This window comes from Arthrobacter sp. Soil782, from assembly GCF_001428435.1.
GTDB lineage: Bacteria > Actinomycetota > Actinomycetes > Actinomycetales > Micrococcaceae > Arthrobacter_D > Arthrobacter_D parietis.
Genome location: NZ_LMSO01000001.1, coordinates 363,613 through 384,112, shown reverse-complemented (window position 1 = coordinate 384,112; position 20,500 = coordinate 363,613). Strand labels below are relative to the sequence as shown.

The following is a 20,500-nucleotide window of genomic DNA, read 5'->3' as shown; positions in this document are numbered from 1 at the left end:
AGTACGGGTGAGGCTGCACATCATGGAATCAGTACCTTGCCTTGGCTTGGGGGTGGGCCGCGAGTTCTTCCTCCACCCGGCGGTGGACGCGTTTCTCGACGATGAAGGAGAGCAGCGGGATGACGCCGCCCAGAGCAATGATCACGAACTGGGAGAACGGCCAGCGCATGAACTGCCAGAGCCGGAAGTCCGCGATCAGGTACACCACGTAGAGCCAGCCGTGGACGATGAGCACGGCTGTTGAGAGGTTGAACCCGCCGGCGCCGTCCACCTGGGCTTCTTCAACCAGGCCGAGCGCCCCGGCGGATCCGCCGACGATGATCTCCGCACCGAAGCCGTACTTTGCAACCATCTCCACCACCACGAGCAGCAGCATGATGCCGGTTGCATACGCCAGCACCTTGTAGAAGCTGAGCGCCGATCGGATCTGGGCGTGGGTTCCACCGAAGCGGCGTTTGCCGGCAGGGCTCTTGGCGGGTGCGGAATCGGTCACGTTCTTACCTCGTCGGTAGTGGGTTGTAGCTGTTGCGGAGAGTGTTGATCCGACGCGATGTCCTGATCCTCTTCCTCTTCCAGCGTGCGGCGGTGATCGTCAGCCACGAGCCGCCACCAGAGGAAGAAGGCAAATCCGGCGAAGACGAACCATTCCACGGCATAAAAAATGTTGAGCCAGTTGAGCGGTGTCTCCTGCGGCTGCGGACCAATGGTCACTGCCTCAAGGGGCGCCTCGGGCTGGACGGTGCCGCCGTCCATGACGGTCTCGAAGGAAACAACGAAACCGGAATACATCAGGGGTACATCCCACACGTTGATGAGCTGTGCAACGGACAGGGTGGGAACCTGACCGGGAACGGGCACCTGAACCGCCGGGGCTTCGGTAGGCAGCAACCTCCCCTGCACGACGGCCGCACCCTCGCGTTCGGGCACCTCTGACGCGGCTTGCGCATCAGGTACCCAACCGTGCACGACCGGTAGAACAGCGGATGGCAGCCCGGAGTCCGCTACCTCGAACGCGGAAACCACCCACAGTCCGTCGCGGTCCCCCTGCAGGCGTGTCTGCACCAGAACGCGGGTGTCCGGCAGGAAGCGGCCTTCCATCCGGACCATCTGGTCTGCCACGCCGGCAGTCATCGGGATGCCCGGCTGAAAGACCTTGGTGAGGGGCTGAACCTGCTCGGTGGTACTCGGAGGTGGGGGCGCGGAATCCTGCGAGCGCGAGAACTGCCATTGGCTCAAAAGGACGAAAAGCGCGGCAATAGCCAGAGCGAGGATCAGAGAGAGGATCCATCGCGGCTTGAGCGCGGTTTTCAACACCCCTTAACGGTACTTCGTGCCCTTTGAAGGGAACGAATTGGGGCCCTGCTCAGGAGACCGAGATCACTCTCGCGCGAGTGATTGGGAATCATCTATCACTTTAAGGGATTTGAGACTAGGATTGATTCTCGTGCGCTCGTACCCCTACCCCGATCCGGGCCAACCTGACCTCAGGTCGCCGTCCCGTTATCTGTTGTGGCTGGCATCCAGGCAGAAGGGCACCCTTGCTGCCGCCGTCGTGCTCGAAACGCTCCTCATGGTGACGCAGGCCGTTGTTCCCTTCGCACTGGGCCGCGCCATCGACGAGGGGATCATCGGCCGCAGCTGGGATGCGCTGCTGTGGTGGGTCCTCATCCTGGTTGCGCTTACCGTAGGGCAGGCGTTCGCCGGTATGTTGGCGCACCGCGCGGCGATCAGCAACTGGATGCAGGCGGCCTTCAAGTCGATCCGCCTCGTGGGCTACAAGATCACCCGCACGGGCGACGCTTTGCCGCAGAAGCTGTCGACCGGTGAGGTCGTGTCCACGGCGGCCTCTGACGCCACTCGCCTGGGTGAGATTTTCTACGTCGCAGCCCGGCTGGCGGGTGCACTGGTTTCCTGGTTGGTGGTGTGCGCGCTCATCGCTCTGAGCTCGGTCATGCTCGCAGTTGTTGTACTGATCGGTGTTCCGGCATGCTGCGCGCTGCTCCTGTTTGTCGTCCGTCCGTTGCAGGCACGCCAGCGCGAACAGCGTGACGCTTCAGGGAAGATGACCGCCGTCGGCGCCGATACTGTCGCCGGCCTTCGTGTGCTGCGCGGGATCGGCGGGGAACACATTTTCGTCAGCCGGTACCGTGAGCGGTCGGCGGAAACGCGCGACGCCGGTATCAAGGTTGCGCGCTCGCTGGCCACGCTCGAGGCCTCCCAGGTCTTCATCGCCGGTGCGTTCAGCGTGGTCTTCACCTGGGTGGGTGCCACGCTGGTGTTGAACGGTGAGATTGAGCCCGGCCAACTGGTGGCGTTGTTTGGCTACTCCGTGTTCCTTATGACTCCGATCCGCAGCGCGGCGGATGGGGTGTCCCACTCGATCCGGGCCCTCGTCGGAGCGCGGAAGATCATCAACGTGCTGTCCGTTGACTCGAACATCACCGACAACGCAACTGCCGCAGCACCGGACGGTCCCGCTCCGCTCGTGGATACCTCTAGTGGTGTGGCTCTCAAGCCCGGCGGACTGACCGCTCTGGTCTCAGCTGACCCCGCGATGTCTGCCGACCTTGCCACCCGGTTGGGCAGGTTCGATGACGCGGTGTTGCGGGAAGCGGTAGTCCGGTGGGGTGGGGCCGCCCTGCACGAGGTCCCCCTCGATGACGTCCGGCGCCGCATCGTGGTGAGCGAGGCCAACCCGCAGTTGTTCACCGGCACCCTGCGCAGTCAGCTGGATCCGCACGGGCGGCACAGTGACGTGGAGATCCTTGCCGCCCTTGAGTCCGCCAGTGCGCTGGACATCCTCGACGGCCTGGAGGCCGGTCTGGACTCCGAGGTCACCGAACGGGGACGCGGATTCTCAGGCGGCCAGCGCCAGCGCCTGGTCCTTGCGCGGGCGCTGCTGACGGATGCCGAGACCCTCGTGCTCATCGAGCCGACCAGCGCGGTCGATGCGCACACTGAATCCCGGATCGCAGAGCGGCTGGGACAGGCGCGGCGCACCGAAGGCGGTACCACCGTCGTCGTCACTGCCAGCCCGCTGATGCTCGGCGCCATGGACCATGTTGTCTTCCTCGAAGATGGCCGACTGAGTGCGCAGGGAAAGCACCAGGAACTGATGTCCGCCGTCCCTGCCTACCGAAATGTGGTGATCCGCAGTGAGTGATATCCAGGTGTCAGTGCCGGTGACCGATCCGGCTGTAGCTGCATCGGCGAAGCTGCCGGTCGCTGACGCACAAGCAGTGAAGGCGGAATCGCTGCGCCTGATCCGCCATCACCGCGGCGGGCTGATCAAGGTTGTGCTGCTCTACGTCGGCTCAGCCGCTGCAGGCCTGGTAGGGCCGTTCATTCTCGGCCAGGTTGTCGACGCAGTGGTAGCGGGCACCACCAGTGGGTTCATTGCGGCCATGTCACTGCTGATGCTCGGATTCCTGGTGGTTCAGGCCGTTCTGCGCAAGCTTGCAGTCCGGGCCGGCATGATCTTCGGTGAAACGGTGTTCGCTGAGCTGCGCGAGGATTTCATGGCGCAGGTCACCTCGCTGCCGCTGTCCACGGTGGAAAAGGCCGGCACTGGCGATCTCGTTTCCCGTACCACCAACGATGTTGACTCCGTCTCCCACACCGTCCGCTTCGGCGTTCCTCAGGTGGTCGTCTCGGTGGTGACCATCATCATCACACTGGCCGCAGCGATCCTCACCTCTCCCCTGCTTTCGATTGCCCTTTTGGTGGGTGTTCCCCTGCTGTATCCGGCCACCCGCTGGTACCTCAAGCGCAGCTCCGCCGGCTACAAGGCCGAGCGGGAGAGCTACGCGGTGGTGAACGGATCCATCACGGAGACCATCGAGGGTGCCCGCACCGTAGATGCGCTCGGTCTCGGAGGACTGCGCCGCAACCGGATCGACGAGGCCCTGACCGGCAGTTTCGCTGCCGAGCGCTACACGCTATGGCTTCGGTCGGTGCTGTTTCCGGCTGCGGACACCGCGTTCTGGCTTCCGGTGGCCGGTGTGCTGCTGTGGGGCGGCTGGCTTGCCTCGATGGACCTGGTCACTCCCGGCGCGGTCGCAACAGTGGCACTGTTCGCCGTCCGTCTGATCGACCCGGTGGACCTGCTCATCATGTGGACTGACGAAATCCAGGTGGGTGCGGCCTCGCTGGCCCGGATCATCGGGATCAAGAACGTCCCGGCGGACCGGACGGCAACCGACGTTCAGCCCTCGTCCGATGACATCACTGTCTCCGGTGCCCGCTACGCTTACAGGCCGGGCCATGACGTGCTGCACGGCGTGGACCTTCAGTTGCGGCGCGGCGAGCGCCTTGCGATGGTGGGGCCTTCGGGAGCCGGGAAGTCAACACTTGGACGGCTTATTGCAGGCATCCATCCGCCCAGCGGCGGTTCAGTGACGGTGGGCGGCGTGCCGCTGGTGGATCGGCCGCTCGACGCGCTGCGGCGGGAGGTAGCCCTGGTGACGCAGGAGCATCACGTCTTCGTGGGCTCCCTCGCCGACAACATCCGGCTTGGCAAGGCGGACGCGACATCCACCGAAATCGAAAAGGCACTGGACGACGTCGGTGCGCTGGGTTGGGCGCGCGCCCTGCCTGAGGGCCTGGATACGGAGGTTGGCTCAGGTGCGTACGAGGTAACCCCCGCCCAGGCGCAGGAGGTTGCCCTGGCCCGGCTTGTCCTGGCCGATCCGCACACGCTGGTGCTCGATGAGGCGACGTCGCTGATCGATCCGCAGGCAGCACGTGACCTGGAGCGCTCACTCAGTGCGGTTCTGGAGGGCCGCACGGTTGTGGCCATTGCGCACCGCCTGCATACTGCGCACGACGCCGACCGCGTGGCCGTGGTGGAGAACGGCAACATCACCGAACTCGGCTCCCACGACGAGCTGCTCGCACTCGGCGGCTCATATGCGTCCCTCTGGCGATCCTGGCGGACGGAATAAACCCGGAAATTTAGTGCAGCTCCGGTGGGTTCAGACGGCGTCGAACCCACCGGAGCTGCACAAAACTTCCCTTGGAGTTAGTGGTCGAAGAACACCAACGATGAGTTGATGAGTTCGCTGATGACCTCCGCGTCGTGTGCCCGGCGCAGCGACTCGCGGAAGTTCTCCTTGAACAGGGAGCGGGCCAGGGTTGCGAGGACCTCGAGGTGCTCGGAGAAGGACGCTGCGGGGGTCGCGATCAACAGCACCAGCGTTGCAGGACCATCCTGGGCACCGAAGTCGAGGCTGTGCCCGTACCGCGTGACTCCGACGGCGATCGAGGTCTGCTCGACGAACTCGCTCCTGGCGTGAGGCACGCCCACTCCTCCGGGCAAGCCGGTTGCCATCTGGTGCTCCCGGGAGTTGACCTGCGCGAGGAAGCCCTCAAGGTCCGTGACGCGCCCCGCCTGGTGCAGGCGCGCCGCCAACTGGCCAGCGGCGTCGGCTTTGTCTTCAGCGACCATGTCGAGGATCACCAACTGTGGTGTGGTCAATTCGGCGTCATGCAGGTCGAGGGGTGTCACAACCGGCCTCTCACGGGTAACTCGGGAACGTGTGTGGAGGACGGGTGCGCCGGGCGCCTCTGCCTGACCGGTGCACCGATCCGGACCCTAGCTTAGCGGCACGATGTCATCGACTCCCATGCGTGCGCTGTCAGCCGACACGTCATCGGGCTGCTGTTGGCTGAGTCTTTCAGCTTCCACCCGGGCGAGGTAGTGCTTAACCTCACGGTCCACCTGCGCATCACTCCAGTTCAAATGCGGAGCCATCAGGCTTGCGACAACAGGAGCTGCCGAGACGCCGCGGTCCCAGGACTCGATCGAGATGCGCGTGCGGCGGGTCAGTACGTCATCGACGTGGCGGGCGTCCTCATGCGTGGTGGCGAAGACAACTTCTGCTCGCAGGTAGTCGTCGGCGCCCGGGAGCGGCTCTGCCAGCGAGGCGTCCTCCCGGATGAGGCCGAGCACCAGCTCTGCGTCGGTGCCGTACCGCTGCAGCAGGTGCTCAACACGAGCGACGTGGACACCCGCTTCCTCCGCCATCCGCGCGCGCTTGTTCCAGGCTGCCCGGTAGCCCTCGGCACCGAGCAGGGGGACGGTCTCGGTGCAACTGGCCGGTACCCGTTCATCGAGCGCACGCGAGGCTTCATCCACGGCATCCTTGGCCATCACCCGGTAGGTGGTCCACTTGCCGCCTGCAACAACGACCAGCCCCGGAACAGGGTGGGCAACCACATGTTCGCGGGAAAGCTTGGCCGTGGAGTCATTCTCCCCGGCGAGCAGCGGACGCAGGCCGGCGTAGACGCCCTCCACGTCCTCACGGGTCAGCGGCCGCTTCACGACTTTATTCACATGCTCGAGGATGTAGTCGATATCCGACGACGACGCTGCCGGATGCGCCTTGTCCAGATCCCAGTCGGTGTCCGTGGTGCCGATGATCCAGTGCCTGCCCCAGGGGATGACGAAGAGGACAGACTTCTCCGTGCGCAGAATGAGCCCGACGGTGGACTGGAAGCGATCCCGCGGAACCACCAGGTGGATGCCCTTCGAGGCCCGGACCTTCAACTGACCGCGGTCCGTGACCATGGCCTGGGTTTCATCCGTCCAGACGCCGGTGGCGTTGACGACTTGCTTGGCGCGGATGGTGAATTCCTCGCCGGTCTCCTGGTCTTTCACCCGTGCCCCGACAACGCGTTCCCCTTCCCGGAGGAAGTCTTCGACGGAGACCCGGTTTGCTGCCTTGGCCCCGTAGGACACCGCGGTGCGCATCATGTTGACGACGTAGCGTGCGTCATCCACCTGGGCGTCGTAGTAGCGGATTGACCCCACCATGGCGTCATCCTTGAGGCTCGGAGCTGCCCGGAGGGTGCCCCTGCGCGTGAGGTGCTTGTGCATGGGGACGCCGCGCGAGTTGCCGGAAGTCATTCCCATCGTGTCATACAGCAGGATGCCCGCCCCGACGTACGGCCGCTCGATGAACCGCTTGGTCAGCGGATACAGGAACGGCACCGGCCGGACGAGGTGTGGTGCAATTCGCTGGATCAGCAAGCCGCGTTCCTTGAGTGCCTCCTGAACCAGGGCGAAATCCAGCATCTCGAGGTAGCGCAGGCCACCGTGAATGAGCTTCGATGAACGCGAGGATGTGCCCGCTGCCCAGTCCCGCGCCTCAACGATTCCGACGTTGAGGCCCCTAGTCACCGCATCCAGGGCAGAACCGACGCCGACGACGCCGCCGCCCACGATCAGGATGTCCAGCTCCTTGCCGGGTTGGCTGGTGGACTTGAGAGCGGCAAGTGCATCTTCACGCTGCTGGGGGCTGAGGGCGCCTTTGGTCATGGCCGTGATCCACCTTCATCGTTGCGGACTGGTCCCTCAACCTTAGGCAATCAGCCGTTGGAAAGGTAGGGCGAGAGGACTACCTCGACCCGCTGGAACTCCTTCAGGTCCGAATACCCGGTGGTTGCCATGGCGCGGCGAAGCGCACCGATCATGTTCGAGGTGCCGTTGGTGTGATGAGAGGGCCCCCAGAGCACTTCCTCAAGCGGTCCGACGGTACCGACGTTGACGCGGTCTCCGCGCGGAAGTTCGCTGTGGTGGGCTTCCTGCCCCCAGTGCCAGCCCTTGCCCGGTGCTTCCTCTGCGCGGGCCAGTGCTGAGCCGAGCATGACGGCGTCCGCACCGACCGCGATGGCCTTCACAATGTCACCGCTGGTGCCCATCCCGCCGTCGGCGATGACGTGGACGTACCGGCCGCCGGACTCATCCAGGTAATCGCGGCGGGCAGCAGCCACATCCGAGATGGCCGACGCCATCGGTGAGTGAATGCCCAGGGCGCGCCGCGTCGTCGTCGTTGCTCCACCGCCGAAACCCACCAGCACGCCGGCCGCGCCGGTGCGCATGAGGTGCAGCGCGGGTGTGTAGCCGGCAGCGCCGCCGACGATGACAGGTACATCCAGCTCATAGATGAACTGCTTGAGGTTGAGCGGTTCCTCGTTCTTGGAGACGTGCTCGGCGGAGACCGTAGTGCCGCGGATAACGAAAATATCGACGCCCGCGGCCAAAACCGTCTTGTAGAACTCCTGGGTGCGCTGTGGTGTGAGTGACCCCGCAACGGTCACGCCGGCGTCGCGCATTTCGGCCAGCCGGCTGGTAATAAGTTCAGCCTGGATGGGTACCTCGTACAGCTCCTGCATACGGCGGGTGGCTGCGGGGCTGAAGTTTTCGGTGGACAGTGCGGCAATTTCCTCAAGGACCGGCGTAGGGTCCTCGTAGCGCGTCCAGAGGCCTTCGAGATTGAGAACACCCAGCCCGCCCAATTTGCCTATCGCAATGGCGGTCGCGGGCGACATGGTCGAATCCATGGGCGCAGCGATGACCGGCATCTCGAACTGGTAGGCGTCGATCTGCCACTGAACCGAGACGTCCCGTGGGTCCCGGGTGCGGCGCGACGGGACCACCGCAAGGTCATCGAGGGAATATGCCCTGCGTCCGCGCTTGCCTCGGCCGATCTCAATCTCGTAAGTCACCGGTCTAGGTTATCCCAGCGGGGAGAGGTGCCCATCGCCCGCCCGGGTTCCGTTCCGTACAGTCAGAACCATGTCTGGGGAAACAATCGGGGCCGACCCCCAACAGTTGCGCGATCTCGCCCGCTCAATGGGGAGTTCAAGCGCCGCGATAACGACGGCGGACCAAACCATCACTGCGCTGCTGAACGGAATTCCCTGGAACGGTCCGGACGCGGCCCAGTTCCGTACCCGCTGGCACACCTCCGTCCGCGTGCAGCTCAATCAGACGGCGGCCATGCTGGAGACGCAGTCGCACGCGCTGGTTGATCAGGCCGTGCAGCAGGAGCAGACAAGCAACGACGACGACGGCGGCGGCGGCTTCGACGGTGTCCCTGCGAGCGCGGCGGACGGAAGTACCCCTGCCTCCGCAGGCGATGACCTCCTCGACCTCTTCGGCAACGGGCTCGGGGATCTTGGTGCCTGGCCGCCGTTCCAGATAGCGAACTGGGTCACTTCTGCCGGCGGACTTGGAGCCGAGCGCCTCCTGAATGCGATGGCGCGGGCGGACCTGCTCACTCCCGGCTTTGGCACGGCGCCGGAAGTGGGATACCTCCGCGGAACCCAGACCCTCAATGCCCTGAACCTGGCCGGCAAGTTCGCCGGCGGGCTCAGCATTCTGACCGGGCTGGGTCAGGCCTACCAGGGTATCCAGTCAGGGGACGGGCACGTTGTTGCCGACGGTGCCATCACTACAATCCTTGCAGCGGGCAGCCTCACGCCCACGCCGGCTGCTCCGTTCTTCGCGGCGGCCTCGCTTGTCTGGGCCGGCGCACAGTTCCTGTCCGGAGACGTGCCGGTCACCGAAAGGATCACCGACTTTGCATCCGATGCAGGGGACGCCATCTCTGATGGGGCTGATGCCATCGCGGAAGGAGCCGAAGATGCGTGGAACTGGGCCTTCGGATAGTAGCGTCATTTCAGGAACCGCTAACCGCCCCCGATCTCGGAGAGAGCATTGACCACTACGGATTCGCTGCAACTGACCGAACACGAGATTTTGGCGCTCCTGGCCTTCAATGACGGTGAATCGACTGCGCTGACGCGCGAGATCTTTCGGCTCACCCCGCAGGCAGACAACGAGCAACTGACCAAGGCCGGCATGACAACGCTGCTGGTGCGTGGCCTGGCCGAACTAAGCGATAGTGATTTGGTCCTCAAGGGACCCACGGAATTTATCGCCGCCGTGATGGCGACTGCAGGCGATTGGCTCGAGATTGCGCTCGTCACTCCGGAGCGGAACCACGTCATGTTCGCTGTGGCATCCGCCGGCGGGGCATTCGTGGCGAACGCCAACGGCAACGGCACTCACGGGTTCACTCCCCTGAAGAACGACAGGCCCGTCCTGAAGTTCGGGTTGGACGCGGCAGCACACTACCTGGGTGATTCAGGGCTGGAACCGGATGGGAGCGGATCACCTGGGCGCCGACCGGTTGCCGCGCAGATCAAGCACCACGGCCTGGGTGTGCAGTCGAAGACAGCCAACCTCATGGTCGACGAGTCCGGCACGTGGCAGCTGGCCACGGGTGATGGCGATCAACTGGCGAAACGCGAAGTGGACGGCTCCGTTGCGCTGGAGCTGTTCGAGGAAGCCCTGGAGCTCGATCACGACACGACGGGTTCCGAATGAGTCAGGAAACCCGTTCACTCGACTACTGGATGTCGCCTCAACTCAGCGAGGCAGGACAGGGCACCGGCAGCATCCTCAGGCGTATGGCACTCAACGACGCACAGAGCCGGGCTACTTTCCTCATGCTGTATTTCTGGTGCGCCTGGCTGGCTCTCGTGGCACTTGCGCTGACGTCCACCGCACCCGGTGGGGCTCCCTACGCTGTTGCGGGGGCTGCGCTCACCGGTGGAACCGCGGCTGCACTTCATTTGCGACGGCGTGGCCGGACCGTTCCAACATCTCGTCATCCGGCGTCATCACGTGCCCCGCGCACAGTACGTGGCGCCTGGACCGGAATCACCCTCGTGGCGGTTGGATCGTGCGGACTCATACTGGCGCTTGCCCTATCCGGGAATGCGAGCCTCAGCCCCGGATCCGTCACTGGTGCTGTGCTGGGAGTCTTCTTCCTTGTCGCGTTCTTCGCCGGGACCCTCCTCATCCCCGCGTGGCACATCGAGAACGCTGCGCGCCTCTTCCGCGAGCGGATTGGGCAAGAGCCCGGATTACGGCAGGCGCTTGAGGAAATGTCCCGAACGCACAGCGACCCGAACGGCAGGATGCAGTTCGGGCCGCTCTAGCCTTTCGGCTGGCTACTTCGATCCGTAGTTGGGCGCTTCCACGGTCATCTGGATGTCATGGGGATGCGACTCCTTGAGCCCGGCCGAGGTGATCCGGACAAACTTGCCCTTGGCCTTCAGCTCTTCAATGGTGCGTGCGCCGGTGTAGAACATGGTTTGGCGCAGGCCGCCGACCAGCTGGTAGGCAACAGATGCGAGCGGTCCCCGGTAAGCGACGCGACCCTCGATACCCTCGGGGATGAGCTTGTCGTCGCCCGTGACGTCCGCTTGGAAGTAACGATCCTTGGAGTACGAGGTGTTCTTGCCGCGGGTCTGCATGGCGCCGAGCGAACCCATGCCGCGGTAGGTCTTGTACTGCTTGCCGTTGACGAAGACCAGCTCACCCGGTGCCTCGGCGGAGCCTGCCAGCAGGGAGCCAAGCATGACGGTGTCAGCACCGGCGACCAACGCCTTGCCGATGTCGCCGGAGTACTGCAGTCCGCCGTCGGCAATCAGTGGAACGCCGGCGGGAATTGCTGCCTTCGCGGACTCGTAGATGGCAGTGACCTGGGGAACGCCGACGCCGGCCACCACACGCGTGGTGCAGATGGAGCCCGGGCCTACGCCTACCTTGATGCCGTCTGCGCCGGCATCAATCAGCGCCTGGGCGCCCTCGCGGGTTGCGGCCTGACCGCCGATGATGTCCACATGGGCGGCGGACTTCTCGGCCTTGAGCCGGGCAATCATCTCGAGCACACCGGCACTGTGGCCGTTGGCGGTGTCAACAAACAATGCGTCCACACCGGCGTCGACCAGCGCCATGGCGCGCTCCCAGCCGTCGCCGAAGAAACCGATGGCTGCACCCACACGGAGGCGGCCGTCGTCGTCCTTTGTGGAGAGCGGGTACTGCTCCGCTTTGGTGAAGTCCTTGACCGTGATGAGGCCGCGGAGGATGCCGTCGTCATCGACCAGCGGAAGCTTCTCGATCTTGTTCTTGCCGAGGAGGCCGATGGCGTCCTCACCGCTGATGCCCACGTGGCCGGTGACCAGCGGCATCTGGGTCATGACTTCGCGGACCAGGCGGTTGGGGAAGTCGGATTCCGACACGAACCGGGTGTCACGGTTGGTGACGATGCCGAGGAGCTTGCCGCCGCCATCGACCACGGGAAGTCCCGAGACGCGGTAGTGGCCGCAGAGGTCGTCGAGTTCGCGCAGGGTGGCGTCAGGGCCGATGGTGACCGGGTTGGTGATCATGCCGGACTCGCTGCGCTTGACGCGGTCCACCTGCTCGGCCTGGTCTGCGATGGAAAGGTTGCGGTGGATGACCCCTAGACCGCCCTGGCGTGCCATGGCGACGGCCATGCGAGCCTCGGTGACAGTGTCCATGGCGGAGGACAGCAGCGGCGTCTGAACGGTGATCCGCCGGGAAACCCGCGAGCTGGTATCTGCCTCGGACGGGATGACGTCCGTGTGCCCGGGAAGCAGCAGGACGTCGTCATACGTCAGGCCGATGAAGCCGAAGGGGTCATGGTTCGACAGTTCGCTCAACGCGGCGCCTCTTTCGGGGGATGTGGAGGAAGGAACCACCGGCTTCTGGTTCTGCCGGTTGTGCGGTCTTCTATCGTAAAACGAAAGGAGGGTGCACCCTATTCCGTTGGATCAGCGTCCGTTCCGGACCCAGCTCAACACAGCAAGCACGCGCCGATGGTCATCCAGGTGCGGCGGAAGGTCCATCTTCGTGAAAATCGACGAAATGTTCTTCTCCACTCCGCCAGCGGAGAGCGTGAGCTGCCGTGCGATCGCCGCGTTGGTACGGCCCTCGGCCATGAGTTGAAGCACTTCCCGCTCCCGCGGCGTGAGCAAACTCACTGAATTGCCGTCTCTCCGGTTGAATGCCGCGGCCACCACTTCCCGATCCAGCACCATACCGCCGTCCTTCACCCGGACCAGCGCAGCCATCATGTCTTCCAGCCGCGAAATCCGGTCCTTGAGCAGGTAGCCGACTCCACCGGCTCCGGCCACTGACGCTCCCGCCATCAGATCCGATGCGTAGGTCAGTTCCACATACTGCGACAGGACAAGAATGCCGATTCCCGGATGGCTTTGCCGAATCGCGGCTGCGGCACGCAAGCCTTCATCCGAGAACGACGGCGGCATCCGCACATCGGTGATGACGACGTCGGGCTGGTGCGTCCACGCCTGCTAGCCGATCCTGCAGGCCAGCCAGCCCGGTACCCTTGCCGATGTGCGCGCCGCACCTGCCGTTGTCGTGCACTTCCACCGTGAGGACGCCCTCTCCCGCGCGGGCGCTGAGACGGCATTCGGAGGCGTTGGAGTGTTTTGCGACATTGGTCAAGGCTTGAGCCTCGCGGGACTGATCGATCGCGCATTCAATCAGCTCACGGGTTTCAGAGTCGCCGGACTGCAGCCGCCGTTTCGCGGATTCAAGGTCCATGGCCATCCGAACGATCCTCTGCTGCGCTGGAGCAGGGCAAGTCCTTTCGCGACAGCCGGAAATGTGAGCAGGAGAACCAGCCCGGTGGCGAACTGGAAGAGCCAATGAAGTGCAGGATCGACTCCCAGCAGGTCCCAGATATCACTGGGTGGCCCTGGAATGAACCGCATCCACATCCACTGCGTCATTGCTTCGGGCGCGCCGGCAATCCAGGCGAGAGTGATCGAGAAAGCGGCGACCCGGACCGGGAAACTGACGACGGCGTGGATCAAGTCCTTCCAGGACTGGAGATCGGTGATGGGCACGAGGAGGGCCCGTAGCCTCGAGCTGTTGGAGCCGCCTCTTGTAGTAGACAGGCGGCAGAGGTCCGCGGTTCCGCTCGCTGAGCTGGCGCTCTGCTGATGCGAAGAATCTTGCGGTGTATAACGCACCCACGAGGATGAACACGCCGATGTAAATGATTGCGGTGCTGATTCCCGCGCTGAATAGGGCAATCGCCAGTACAAAGGCGCCCTTGGAGGTACCACCGCGTCTCTGGTGCGTACCCCCCCCCCCCCCCCCCCCCCCCCGTGGGGTCATCCCCACCAGGCTGTGGGGGGAGCGCTCACGCACCAGCTGTGGGTCGCTGTCCTTGCCCGCGTCACTTCACCTGTTGAGCTGTGCCATCACCCGTTCATTGAATTCGCGCTGCATGCTGCGGATATACGTGGCGCTGAGGTGGTTATCATCCATGTAGACCAGGACATTGCCGACCACAGGCGTGCAGATACCACCCGGGCAAATGAGGTCGCTCATGTCGAGCACATGAAGCCCCGGCACGGCTTCGGCGAGTTCGGCAGCCGGGTTCTCGGGCGCAAGTTTCTCCGCGATAGGCGAGCTGCACTCGTTGGAATCAGGGCCGTGGCGCTCCACGCACTCGGGCACATTGAAGGGATAGCGCGGGTTGTCGCGGATGGCGACCACCTGCGCACCGCCGGCAGTTAGGCGTTCCACAGCGTCCTGGTAGCCGGGAACCAGGAGGTCTTCGGGCCGGGTGTGGTGCGATGACGATGCCACCGTGAATACGACGTCGGGATCCACGCTGTCCAGGTAGTCCAGCGCAGCAGAGTTCCAGTTTTCACAATCCTCTGGATATGCCCCGACGGGCGCGCCGAACGGGCACTGGCCTTTTCGGAGAACCACCAGGTTCCAGTTTTCCTGTTTTGCCAAGGGGCCGATCGCCGCTACCCACTGTTGGGGGTGCGAAGCTCCAACCACCACTGCGAGACCGGTCGGGTCAGCCACGGTTGCTTCAGTGCATCCGGCCTGCAGGACCCCAAAATCTGAGGCCTCGCGCTCGTCGGAGCACGCTTCGTCGAGCCAAACCCATTCACCGTCGAGTGCTGTCATCGCCGGTACCAGCGGTGCTTCGGGGTCTCCTGCAAATGCGAAACCTGTTCGCAATGATGCCGCTCCGGGATTGTTTGCATCGGACCCACTGCCTGCTGCATATACCTGGAGCTGCCAGCCGCCCAGGGGAACACTGACGCACAGAGCAGCGGCCGCTATTACGACCGCGGAGCGGCGTCGTTTCTTCTCGGCCCATTGGAGAGAACGCAGGGGCTTATCGATGAAACGGGTGGCAATGAGAGCAAACGCAATTGAGATGAGGATGATCACCGCACCGGAGCGAGGCCCGGCTTCCTGCCTGTCCATCACGATCAGGAAGATCACCAACAGTGGCCAGTGCACAAGGTACAGGGCGTAAGAGGCGTCGCCGAGGGACATCAAGGGTTTCGAACGGAGGAGGCGATCCACTCCAAAGCGGCTACCTGAAGATCCGGCGATCATAACCGCCGCGGCAGCAAGGGTCGGCCAGAGCGCAATGTAGCCGGGAAACTGCTGCTCGACGTCGAGCACGATGCCCACCGCCAGCATGGCGGCGATACCTGCCCAACCGAATACCACGCGCCACGCCACCGAGAGTTGAAACAGCGGCAGCAGGAGTGCAATGAGCGATCCGAGGGCGAATTCCCACAAGCGCGTGCGGAGGTCGAAGTAGGCAAACGACTGGTTGGTCTGCGTTTGCCACACGGAGAAGGCTAACGATACAAGGAAGATCGTGGCGAATAGCCAAATAAGGACGGCGCGCGGCTTCAGCTTCCACCGCGTCGCAATCAGTGCTGCCATCGCGAACAGCAGGGGCCACAAGATGAACACCTGTCCCTGAATGGACAGGGACCAGAAGTGTTGGAATGGGCTCGCTGTACTGTGATCGGCCGCGTAGTAGTCAACCGAGTTGGCGGCGAGCAGCCAATTCTCGTAGTAGAAAAGGGCGGCCCAAGCCTCATCGAAGATGGACTGCCAGCGCGTCTGTGGAACCAACAGGAATACCGCTGCGAGGGTGGCGGCAATTGTGACCGAGGCAAGCGGCACGAGCCGTTTGAACAGATGAGACCAATACCGTAGCAGTTCAAGCGGTGTCTGCGACTCGATTTTCCGCGTGAAGGAAAGCGTCAGGAGAAAGGAGGAAATCAGTAGGAAGACATCTACACCGCCGGACACTCGACCAAGCCAGACGTGATACACGACGACCATCAGCACGGCGAGCGCGCGGAGCCCCTGCACCTCGTGCCGGTAGCCGGGCTTCGTCACCGACGCGGTTGTCGTTCTCTGTGGCCCATCGAGGGATTGGCGGGAAACCATGCTTGATCCTTCCGCGTCGCCTTGTGGGCGGAGCGTGTATCTGCCCAACGACAGATCCGCCGGCGGGAGGGCGTGACAGCCTCCGGTACCGGAAGCACCCGAGCGGGTGTTCGAGTTATCGCTCGAGACAGTCTGCTCACAGCAGCGCCCCGCCCTGGAGTCAAGGCGAGGCGCGTACCTATGAGAACAGCTTAGTGGCTGTGGCCGTGACCCTGCTCTTCTTCCTCAGCCGGCTTCTCGACCACGAGGGTTTCGGTGGTGAGAACCAGTGCGGCGATCGACGCTGCGTTGCGCAGTGCCGACCGGGTGACCTTGACCGGGTCGATGATGCCGGCGTCGACCAGGTTTTCGTAGTCACCGGTGACGGCGTTGAAGCCGTGGCCGACCTCAAGCTGGCTCACCTTGTCAATGACAACGTAACCCTCGTAGCCAGCGTTCTCGGCGATCCAGCGCAGCGGCTGGACCAGAGCGCGGCGGACGAGACCGACAGCCGTAGCGGCGTCGCCCTCGAGCTTGAGGACGCTCGGATCCTCATCGAGGACCTTCGAGGCGTGGATCAGTGCGGAACCGCCGCCTGCCACGATGCCCTCTTCAAGGGCGGCGCGGGTGGAGGACACTGCGTCCTCGATGCGGTGCTTCTTTTCCTTGAGCTCAACTTCGGTGGCCGCGCCGACCTTGATGACGCCGACACCGCCGGCGAGCTTCGCGAGGCGCTCCTGGAGCTTCTCGCGGTCCCAGTCGGAATCGGTGCGCTCAACTTCAGCGCGGATCTGCGAGATGCGGTCCGCAACGTCCTGCTCGCTGCCTGCGCCGTCGACGATGGTGGTGTTGTCCTTCGTCACGGTGATGCGGCGGGCCGAGCCCAGAACCTCCAGGCCGACCTGGTCCAGCTTCAGGCCGAGATCCGGGGAAACGACCTGCGCACCGGTGAGGGTGGCGATGTCCTGGAGCATGGCCTTGCGGCGGTCGCCGAACCCGGGGGCCTTGACTGCCACGACATTGAGGGTGCCGCGGATCTTGTTGACCACCAGGGTGGACAGCGCTTCACCTTCAATGTCTTCGGCAATGATGAACAGCGGCTTGCCGGCCTGCAGCGCCTTCTCGAGCAGCGGGAGGAATTCCTGCAGAGCCGAGATCTTGCCGGAGTTGATCAGGATGAGCGCGTCTTCGAGGACGGCTTCCTGACGCTCGGCATCGGTGACGAAGTAGGGGCTCAGGAAGCCCTTGTCGAACTGCATGCCCTCGGTAAGGACCAGTTCGGTCTGGGTGGTCGAGGATTCCTCGATCGTGATGACGCCGTCCTTGCCGACCCGCTCGAAAGCTTCGGCGAGCAGGTCGCCGACTTCCTGGCTCTGGGCGGAGATGGCTGCAACGTTCGCGGTCTGCTTGCCGACGACCTCGCGGGCGTTTTCGAGCAGACGGGCGGCAACGGCCTCGATGGAGACCTCGATGCCGCGCTTCAGTGCGCCGGGGGCGGCGCCTGCCGCAACGTTCCGCAGGCCTTCCTTGACCAGTGCCTGCGCAAGGACGGTAGCCGTCGTCGTGCCGTCACCGGCGACGTCGTTGGTCTTGGTGGCAACTTCCTTGGCGAGCTGTGCGCCGAGGTTCTCGTAGGGGTCGTCCAGCTCAACCTCACGGGCGATGGTCACGCCGTCGTTCGTGATGGTGGGGGCGCCCCACTTCTTGTCGAGGACGACGTTGCGTCCACGAGGGCCGAGAGTCACCTTGACGGTGTCGGCCAGCTTGTCGACGCCGGCTTCCAGCTTGCGTCGGGCGGCGTCGTTGAATTCCAACTGCTTTGCCATTGTTTAGGTTCGTTCCTTTCGGGCTTGTGCAGGGTGTGTACTGACAGGAAAGAACCCCGGCCTGAAATGACCGGGGTTCTTCTGCACAACTACTTGACGATGATCGCCAGAACGTCGCGAGCGGAAAGAACCAGGTATTCCTGGCCTGCGTGCTTGACTTCGGTTCCGCCGTACTTGGAGTAGATGACGACGTCGCCTTCAGCTACATCAACGGGAACGCGGTTGCCATTGTCATCAACGCGGCCGGGGCCTACTGCGACAACTTCGCCCTCCTGGGGCTTTTCCTTGGCAGTGTCCGGGATGACCAGACCGGATGCGGTGGTCTGCTCGCCTTCCAGCGGCCGAACAACAATACGATCTTCAAGAGGCTTGATAGAGACCGACACTCGGACCTCTCCTTCACTTGGTTTGAATGAATCTTTGGGTATCGAGCAGGCGCTGACCGTCGTCGCGGTGCCGGTTGGCGCATCCTCGAAGGATTAGCACCCTCATAGTGAGAGTGCCAAGTCTGACTTTATGCAACCGATTAGCACTCGGTCAAGGCGAGTGCCAGAGGATTGGTGTTGCCGGGCTTCCCCTAGACTGGAGAACCCGGCCCAGCCCCTCGCCGAAAGCTCCAGTTGAAAGCGACACCGTGACCCAGAACCTCCTTGAGCCCATCCTGACTCCCGAGGGCTGGGAGCTGCTCAACTCTCTCGGACCGTACTCCGAAGCGGACAGCCTCCGGCTCAACGAACAGCTCCGCGCGGCGGGCCACTCCCCCGACGTCGTCAATGCAGCCCTCACCCAGTCCCGGCTCCGCGCGAAGGCTCAGGTGAAGTTCGGTCCCTTCGCCGACCGGATGCTTTTCACCCCAGCCGGCCTCGAGCAGGCAACCCGCCTCAGCGTCGCCGCCCGCCATGCCCAGCGCTACGTCACTGCCGGCGTTCAGAAGGTCGCAGACCTTGGCTGCGGGATCGGCGCCGATTCGATGGCCCTCGCCACCTTGGAACGCGACGTCACCGCCGTCGAACTCGACGAAACCACCGCCGCTGCCGCCACCATGAATCTGCTGCCGTGGTCCAACGCGACTGTTGTCAACACTGATGCCTCCTCCCTTGACCTGACAGAGTACGACGGCGTGTGGCTGGACCCCGCCCGGCGCACCACTTCCAGCTCAGGCACCAGGCGCCTCTTCGATCCGGAAGCGTTCTCGCCTCCCCTGTCCTTCGTGGAGAGCCTCGCGGACACCGGCATGCCTGTGGGTGTGAAGCTCGGACCGGGGATCCCGCATGACGCGGTTCCGCCCAACTGCGAAGCCCAGTGGGTAAGCGTGGACGGCGATGTTGCCGAGGTAGTGCTCTGGTTCAACGCCCTCCGCCGCGACAACGTCCGCCGCGGCGCCCTGCTCATCGGCGCCGACGGCGCCACTGAGCTGACCAGCCACACCAACTTCGGCGAAGACGACGACGCCCCTATCGGTCCGCTGGAAGGCTACCTTTACGAACCGGACGGCGCCGTGATCAGGGCCGGATTGGTAGCCGACGTTGCTCGTTCCATCGGCGGGCACCTGGTCGACCCGCACATCGCCTACGTCTGCGCGCCGGAGCTGGTAGACACCCCTTTCGCCCGGCCTTACCGCGTCCTCGAAGTGATGCCCTACAACGTCAAGGCGTTGAAAGCGTGGGTCAAGGCCAACGACATCGGGATCCTCGACATCAAGAAACGCGGAACCTCAGTCACGCCCGAAGAGCTGCGAAAGCAGCTCCTCGCCGGCTCGAAGAAGGCAACGAACAAGGCCACGCTGGTACTGACGCGGATCGGCGAAGAGCGCGTCGCCGTCGTCGTCGATCCGGTACTGGGCTAGATCCGGTGCTGCTCTGGCAGCTACGCAGGCTGCCGCGAAAACTCTCCCGCCTGGCGAATCTGCTCGGCCGATGGACGCACGCCGGTGTAGAGGACAAACTGTTCCGCCGCCTGCAGTGCAATCACCTCGGCTCCCGTGAGCACTGGCTTGCCTGCGCGCCGGGCAGCCCGGATGAGCGGTGTCTCCGACGGCAACGCAACGACGTCGAACACTAGCGACGCCGCAGCAACCGCCTCATCGCTGAAGGACTGGACCTCCTCGTCCTGCCCCGTCATGCCGAGCGGTGTCACATTGATGAGCAGGTCCGCGGTGGAGTTTCCCGGCTCGGCCTGCCACTGGAACCCGTACAACCCTGCCAGGCGTCTGCCGGCCTCCTCGTTCCGTGCAACAACCGTCACCTGGGTGAAGCCCGCGTCCCGGACGGCCGCGGCAACAGCCTTGGCCATTCCGCCGGAGCCGCGCAGCAGAACCGACGACGACGGCGTCACCTCCGAGCGCTGTCCAATCAGTTCCGCGACCGCAAGGTAATCGGTGTTGTAGGCGGTGAGGACGCCGTCGTCGTTCACGATGGTGTTGACCGAATCGATGGCCAGCGCGGAGGGGTGCATGCGGTCCACCAGCTCGATGACGTCTTCCTTGAACGGCATAGACACGGCGCACCCGCGAATCCCAAGCGCCCGGACGCCGCCGATGGCTGCCGGCAGGTCAGTAGTGGTGAACGCCTTGTAGATGTAGTTCAGGTTGAGCTGGTCATACAGCCAGTTGTGGAAGCGGGTTCCTAGATTGCTGGGCCTTGCGGCGAGGGAGATACACAGGACCATGTCTTTGTTCAGGATCGGCACCCGTCAATTATGCCGGTCGTTTCCTGAGGGTGGTCGCTTCACACGGCAGAACGGAACCTCTCCTGCACTACTATTGGGTCAGTTCTCACCCGCGATG

The 20,500-nt window shown here is 64.0% G+C and carries 20 protein-coding genes and 1 pseudogene; 7 read left to right on the top strand and 14 right to left on the bottom strand.

What is annotated here, in order from left to right; translation table 11 throughout:
- Positions 1-28: 28 nt before the first annotated feature.
- Both ASH00_RS01850 and ASH00_RS01845 read right to left on the bottom strand, forming a co-directional pair.
- Positions 29-493: a DUF3817 domain-containing protein gene (locus ASH00_RS01850; protein ID WP_056544222.1), complete on the bottom strand. Its 465-nt coding sequence runs from the start codon at positions 491-493 to the stop codon at positions 29-31.
- Positions 490-1,314, bottom strand: a complete 825-nt coding sequence (locus ASH00_RS01845) for an SURF1 family protein (protein WP_056544219.1) — start codon at positions 1,312-1,314, stop codon at positions 490-492. The genes ASH00_RS01850 and ASH00_RS01845 overlap by 4 nt, the downstream gene beginning before the upstream one ends.
- A gap of 130 nt (positions 1,315-1,444) precedes the next feature.
- Between ASH00_RS01845 and ASH00_RS01840 the strand changes: the two genes are divergently transcribed.
- Both ASH00_RS01840 and ASH00_RS01835 read left to right on the top strand, forming a co-directional pair.
- Positions 1,445-3,163, top strand: a complete 1,719-nt coding sequence (locus ASH00_RS01840) for an ABC transporter ATP-binding protein (RefSeq protein WP_056544216.1) — start codon at positions 1,445-1,447, stop codon at positions 3,161-3,163.
- Positions 3,156-4,943, top strand: coding sequence for an ABC transporter ATP-binding protein (locus tag ASH00_RS01835; protein ID WP_235563119.1), 1,788 nt, complete (start codon positions 3,156-3,158; stop codon positions 4,941-4,943). Before ASH00_RS01840 ends, ASH00_RS01835 begins: the two co-directional genes overlap by 8 nt.
- Positions 4,944-5,020: 77 nt before the next feature.
- On the opposite strand, the gene ASH00_RS01830 is transcribed toward ASH00_RS01835, so the two are convergent.
- From ASH00_RS01830 to ASH00_RS01820, 3 genes are all read right to left on the bottom strand, one after another.
- Positions 5,021-5,506 (bottom strand): PTS sugar transporter subunit IIA, encoded by a 486-nt coding sequence (locus ASH00_RS01830; protein ID WP_056544212.1) that lies wholly within the window; start codon positions 5,504-5,506, stop codon positions 5,021-5,023.
- Between the two features lie 87 nt (positions 5,507-5,593).
- Positions 5,594-7,318: a glycerol-3-phosphate dehydrogenase/oxidase gene (locus ASH00_RS01825; protein ID WP_056544209.1), complete on the bottom strand. Its 1,725-nt coding sequence runs from the start codon at positions 7,316-7,318 to the stop codon at positions 5,594-5,596.
- Between the two features lie 50 nt (positions 7,319-7,368).
- Entirely contained in the window at positions 7,369-8,508 is a 1,140-nt protein-coding gene (locus tag ASH00_RS01820) for a GuaB3 family IMP dehydrogenase-related protein (RefSeq protein ID WP_056544206.1), read from the bottom strand.
- A 70-nt stretch (positions 8,509-8,578) separates the two neighbouring features.
- Here ASH00_RS01820 and ASH00_RS01815 point away from each other — a divergent pair, with 70 nt between their 5' ends.
- From ASH00_RS01815 to ASH00_RS01805, 3 genes are read left to right on the top strand one after another with little or no spacing between them, the layout of a single operon-like run.
- Entirely contained in the window at positions 8,579-9,454 is an 876-nt protein-coding gene (locus ASH00_RS01815; protein ID WP_157358961.1) for a hypothetical protein, read from the top strand.
- A gap of 48 nt (positions 9,455-9,502) precedes the next feature.
- A complete protein-coding gene (locus tag ASH00_RS01810; RefSeq protein WP_056544201.1) occupies positions 9,503-10,174 on the top strand; it encodes a hypothetical protein in 672 nt (223 codons plus the stop codon).
- On the top strand, positions 10,171-10,791 hold the full coding sequence (locus ASH00_RS01805) for a hypothetical protein (protein WP_056544198.1): 621 nt from the start codon (positions 10,171-10,173) through the stop codon (positions 10,789-10,791). The genes ASH00_RS01810 and ASH00_RS01805 overlap by 4 nt, the downstream gene beginning before the upstream one ends.
- A 12-nt stretch (positions 10,792-10,803) precedes the next feature.
- On the opposite strand, the gene guaB is transcribed toward ASH00_RS01805, so the two are convergent.
- The 4 genes from guaB to ASH00_RS17185 all read right to left on the bottom strand — a co-directional run bounded on the left by guaB (position 10,804) and on the right by ASH00_RS17185 (position 13,497).
- Positions 10,804-12,309, bottom strand: coding sequence for an IMP dehydrogenase (gene guaB / locus ASH00_RS01800; protein ID WP_056546477.1), 1,506 nt, complete (start codon positions 12,307-12,309; stop codon positions 10,804-10,806).
- Positions 12,310-12,429: 120 nt separating this feature from the next.
- Positions 12,430-12,927 carry a response regulator transcription factor gene (locus ASH00_RS01795; protein ID WP_056544196.1) on the bottom strand — a complete coding sequence of 166 codons (498 nt, stop codon included), beginning with the start codon at positions 12,925-12,927 and terminating at the stop codon, positions 12,430-12,432.
- A complete protein-coding gene (locus ASH00_RS01790; RefSeq protein WP_235563116.1) occupies positions 12,905-13,225 on the bottom strand; it encodes a hypothetical protein in 321 nt (106 codons plus the stop codon). Before ASH00_RS01790 ends, ASH00_RS01795 begins: the two co-directional genes overlap by 23 nt.
- Positions 13,165-13,497, bottom strand: coding sequence for a hypothetical protein (locus ASH00_RS17185; RefSeq protein ID WP_442854332.1), 333 nt, complete (start codon positions 13,495-13,497; stop codon positions 13,165-13,167). Before ASH00_RS17185 ends, ASH00_RS01790 begins: the two co-directional genes overlap by 61 nt.
- On the opposite strand from ASH00_RS17185, the gene ASH00_RS16925 reads away from it, so the two are divergent.
- The gene (locus ASH00_RS16925; RefSeq protein WP_056544191.1) at positions 13,385-13,627 is read left to right on the top strand and encodes a hypothetical protein; all 243 of its coding nucleotides are present in this window, start codon (positions 13,385-13,387) and stop codon (positions 13,625-13,627) included. The genes ASH00_RS17185 and ASH00_RS16925 overlap by 113 nt on opposite strands.
- Positions 13,628-13,639: 12 nt before the next feature.
- On the opposite strand, the pseudogene ASH00_RS17180 reads toward ASH00_RS16925, so the two are convergent.
- The 4 genes and pseudogenes from ASH00_RS17180 to groES form a co-directional block, all read right to left on the bottom strand.
- Positions 13,640-13,804: pseudogene (locus tag ASH00_RS17180) on the bottom strand (hypothetical protein); the annotation flags it as partial.
- A gap of 66 nt (positions 13,805-13,870) precedes the next feature.
- Positions 13,871-15,910, bottom strand: a complete 2,040-nt coding sequence (locus ASH00_RS01780; RefSeq protein ID WP_056544186.1) for an acyltransferase family protein — start codon at positions 15,908-15,910, stop codon at positions 13,871-13,873.
- Between the two features lie 191 nt (positions 15,911-16,101).
- Positions 16,102-17,715, bottom strand: coding sequence for a chaperonin GroEL (gene groL, locus ASH00_RS01775; protein WP_056544184.1), 1,614 nt, complete (start codon positions 17,713-17,715; stop codon positions 16,102-16,104).
- Between the two features lie 89 nt (positions 17,716-17,804).
- Positions 17,805-18,101 carry a co-chaperone GroES gene (gene groES, locus ASH00_RS01770; protein WP_056544181.1) on the bottom strand — a complete coding sequence of 99 codons (297 nt, stop codon included), beginning with the start codon at positions 18,099-18,101 and terminating at the stop codon, positions 17,805-17,807.
- Positions 18,102-18,349: 248 nt separating this feature from the next.
- Between groES and ASH00_RS01765 the strand changes: the two genes are divergently transcribed.
- Positions 18,350-19,561 carry a THUMP-like domain-containing protein gene (locus tag ASH00_RS01765; protein ID WP_056544178.1) on the top strand — a complete coding sequence of 404 codons (1,212 nt, stop codon included), beginning with the start codon at positions 18,350-18,352 and terminating at the stop codon, positions 19,559-19,561.
- Positions 19,562-19,581: 20 nt separating this feature from the next.
- On the opposite strand, the gene ASH00_RS01760 is transcribed toward ASH00_RS01765, so the two are convergent.
- Positions 19,582-20,403, bottom strand: coding sequence for a shikimate 5-dehydrogenase (locus ASH00_RS01760; RefSeq protein ID WP_056544173.1), 822 nt, complete (start codon positions 20,401-20,403; stop codon positions 19,582-19,584).
- Between the last annotated feature and the right edge of the window lie 97 nt (positions 20,404-20,500).

Bases quoted from the DNA above. Each gene is read 5' to 3' on its own strand.
- ASH00_RS01815 (WP_157358961.1), top strand. From the start codon at position 8,579: ATGTCTGGGGAAACAATCGGGGCCGACCCCCAACAGTTGCGCGATCTC.
- ASH00_RS01825 (WP_056544209.1), bottom strand. From the start codon at position 7,318: ATGACCAAAGGCGCCCTCAGCCCCCAGCAGCGTGAAGATGCACTTGCC.
- ASH00_RS16925 (WP_056544191.1), top strand. From the start codon at position 13,385: ATGAACCGCATCCACATCCACTGCGTCATTGCTTCGGGCGCGCCGGCA.
- ASH00_RS01780 (WP_056544186.1), bottom strand. From the start codon at position 15,910: ATGGTTTCCCGCCAATCCCTCGATGGGCCACAGAGAACGACAACCGCG.
- groL (WP_056544184.1), bottom strand. From the start codon at position 17,715: ATGGCAAAGCAGTTGGAATTCAACGACGCCGCCCGACGCAAGCTGGAA.
- ASH00_RS01805 (WP_056544198.1), top strand. From the start codon at position 10,171: ATGAGTCAGGAAACCCGTTCACTCGACTACTGGATGTCGCCTCAACTC.
- ASH00_RS01795 (WP_056544196.1), bottom strand. From the start codon at position 12,927: ATGCCGCCGTCGTTCTCGGATGAAGGCTTGCGTGCCGCAGCCGCGATT.
- ASH00_RS01790 (WP_235563116.1), bottom strand. From the start codon at position 13,225: ATGGACCTTGAATCCGCGAAACGGCGGCTGCAGTCCGGCGACTCTGAA.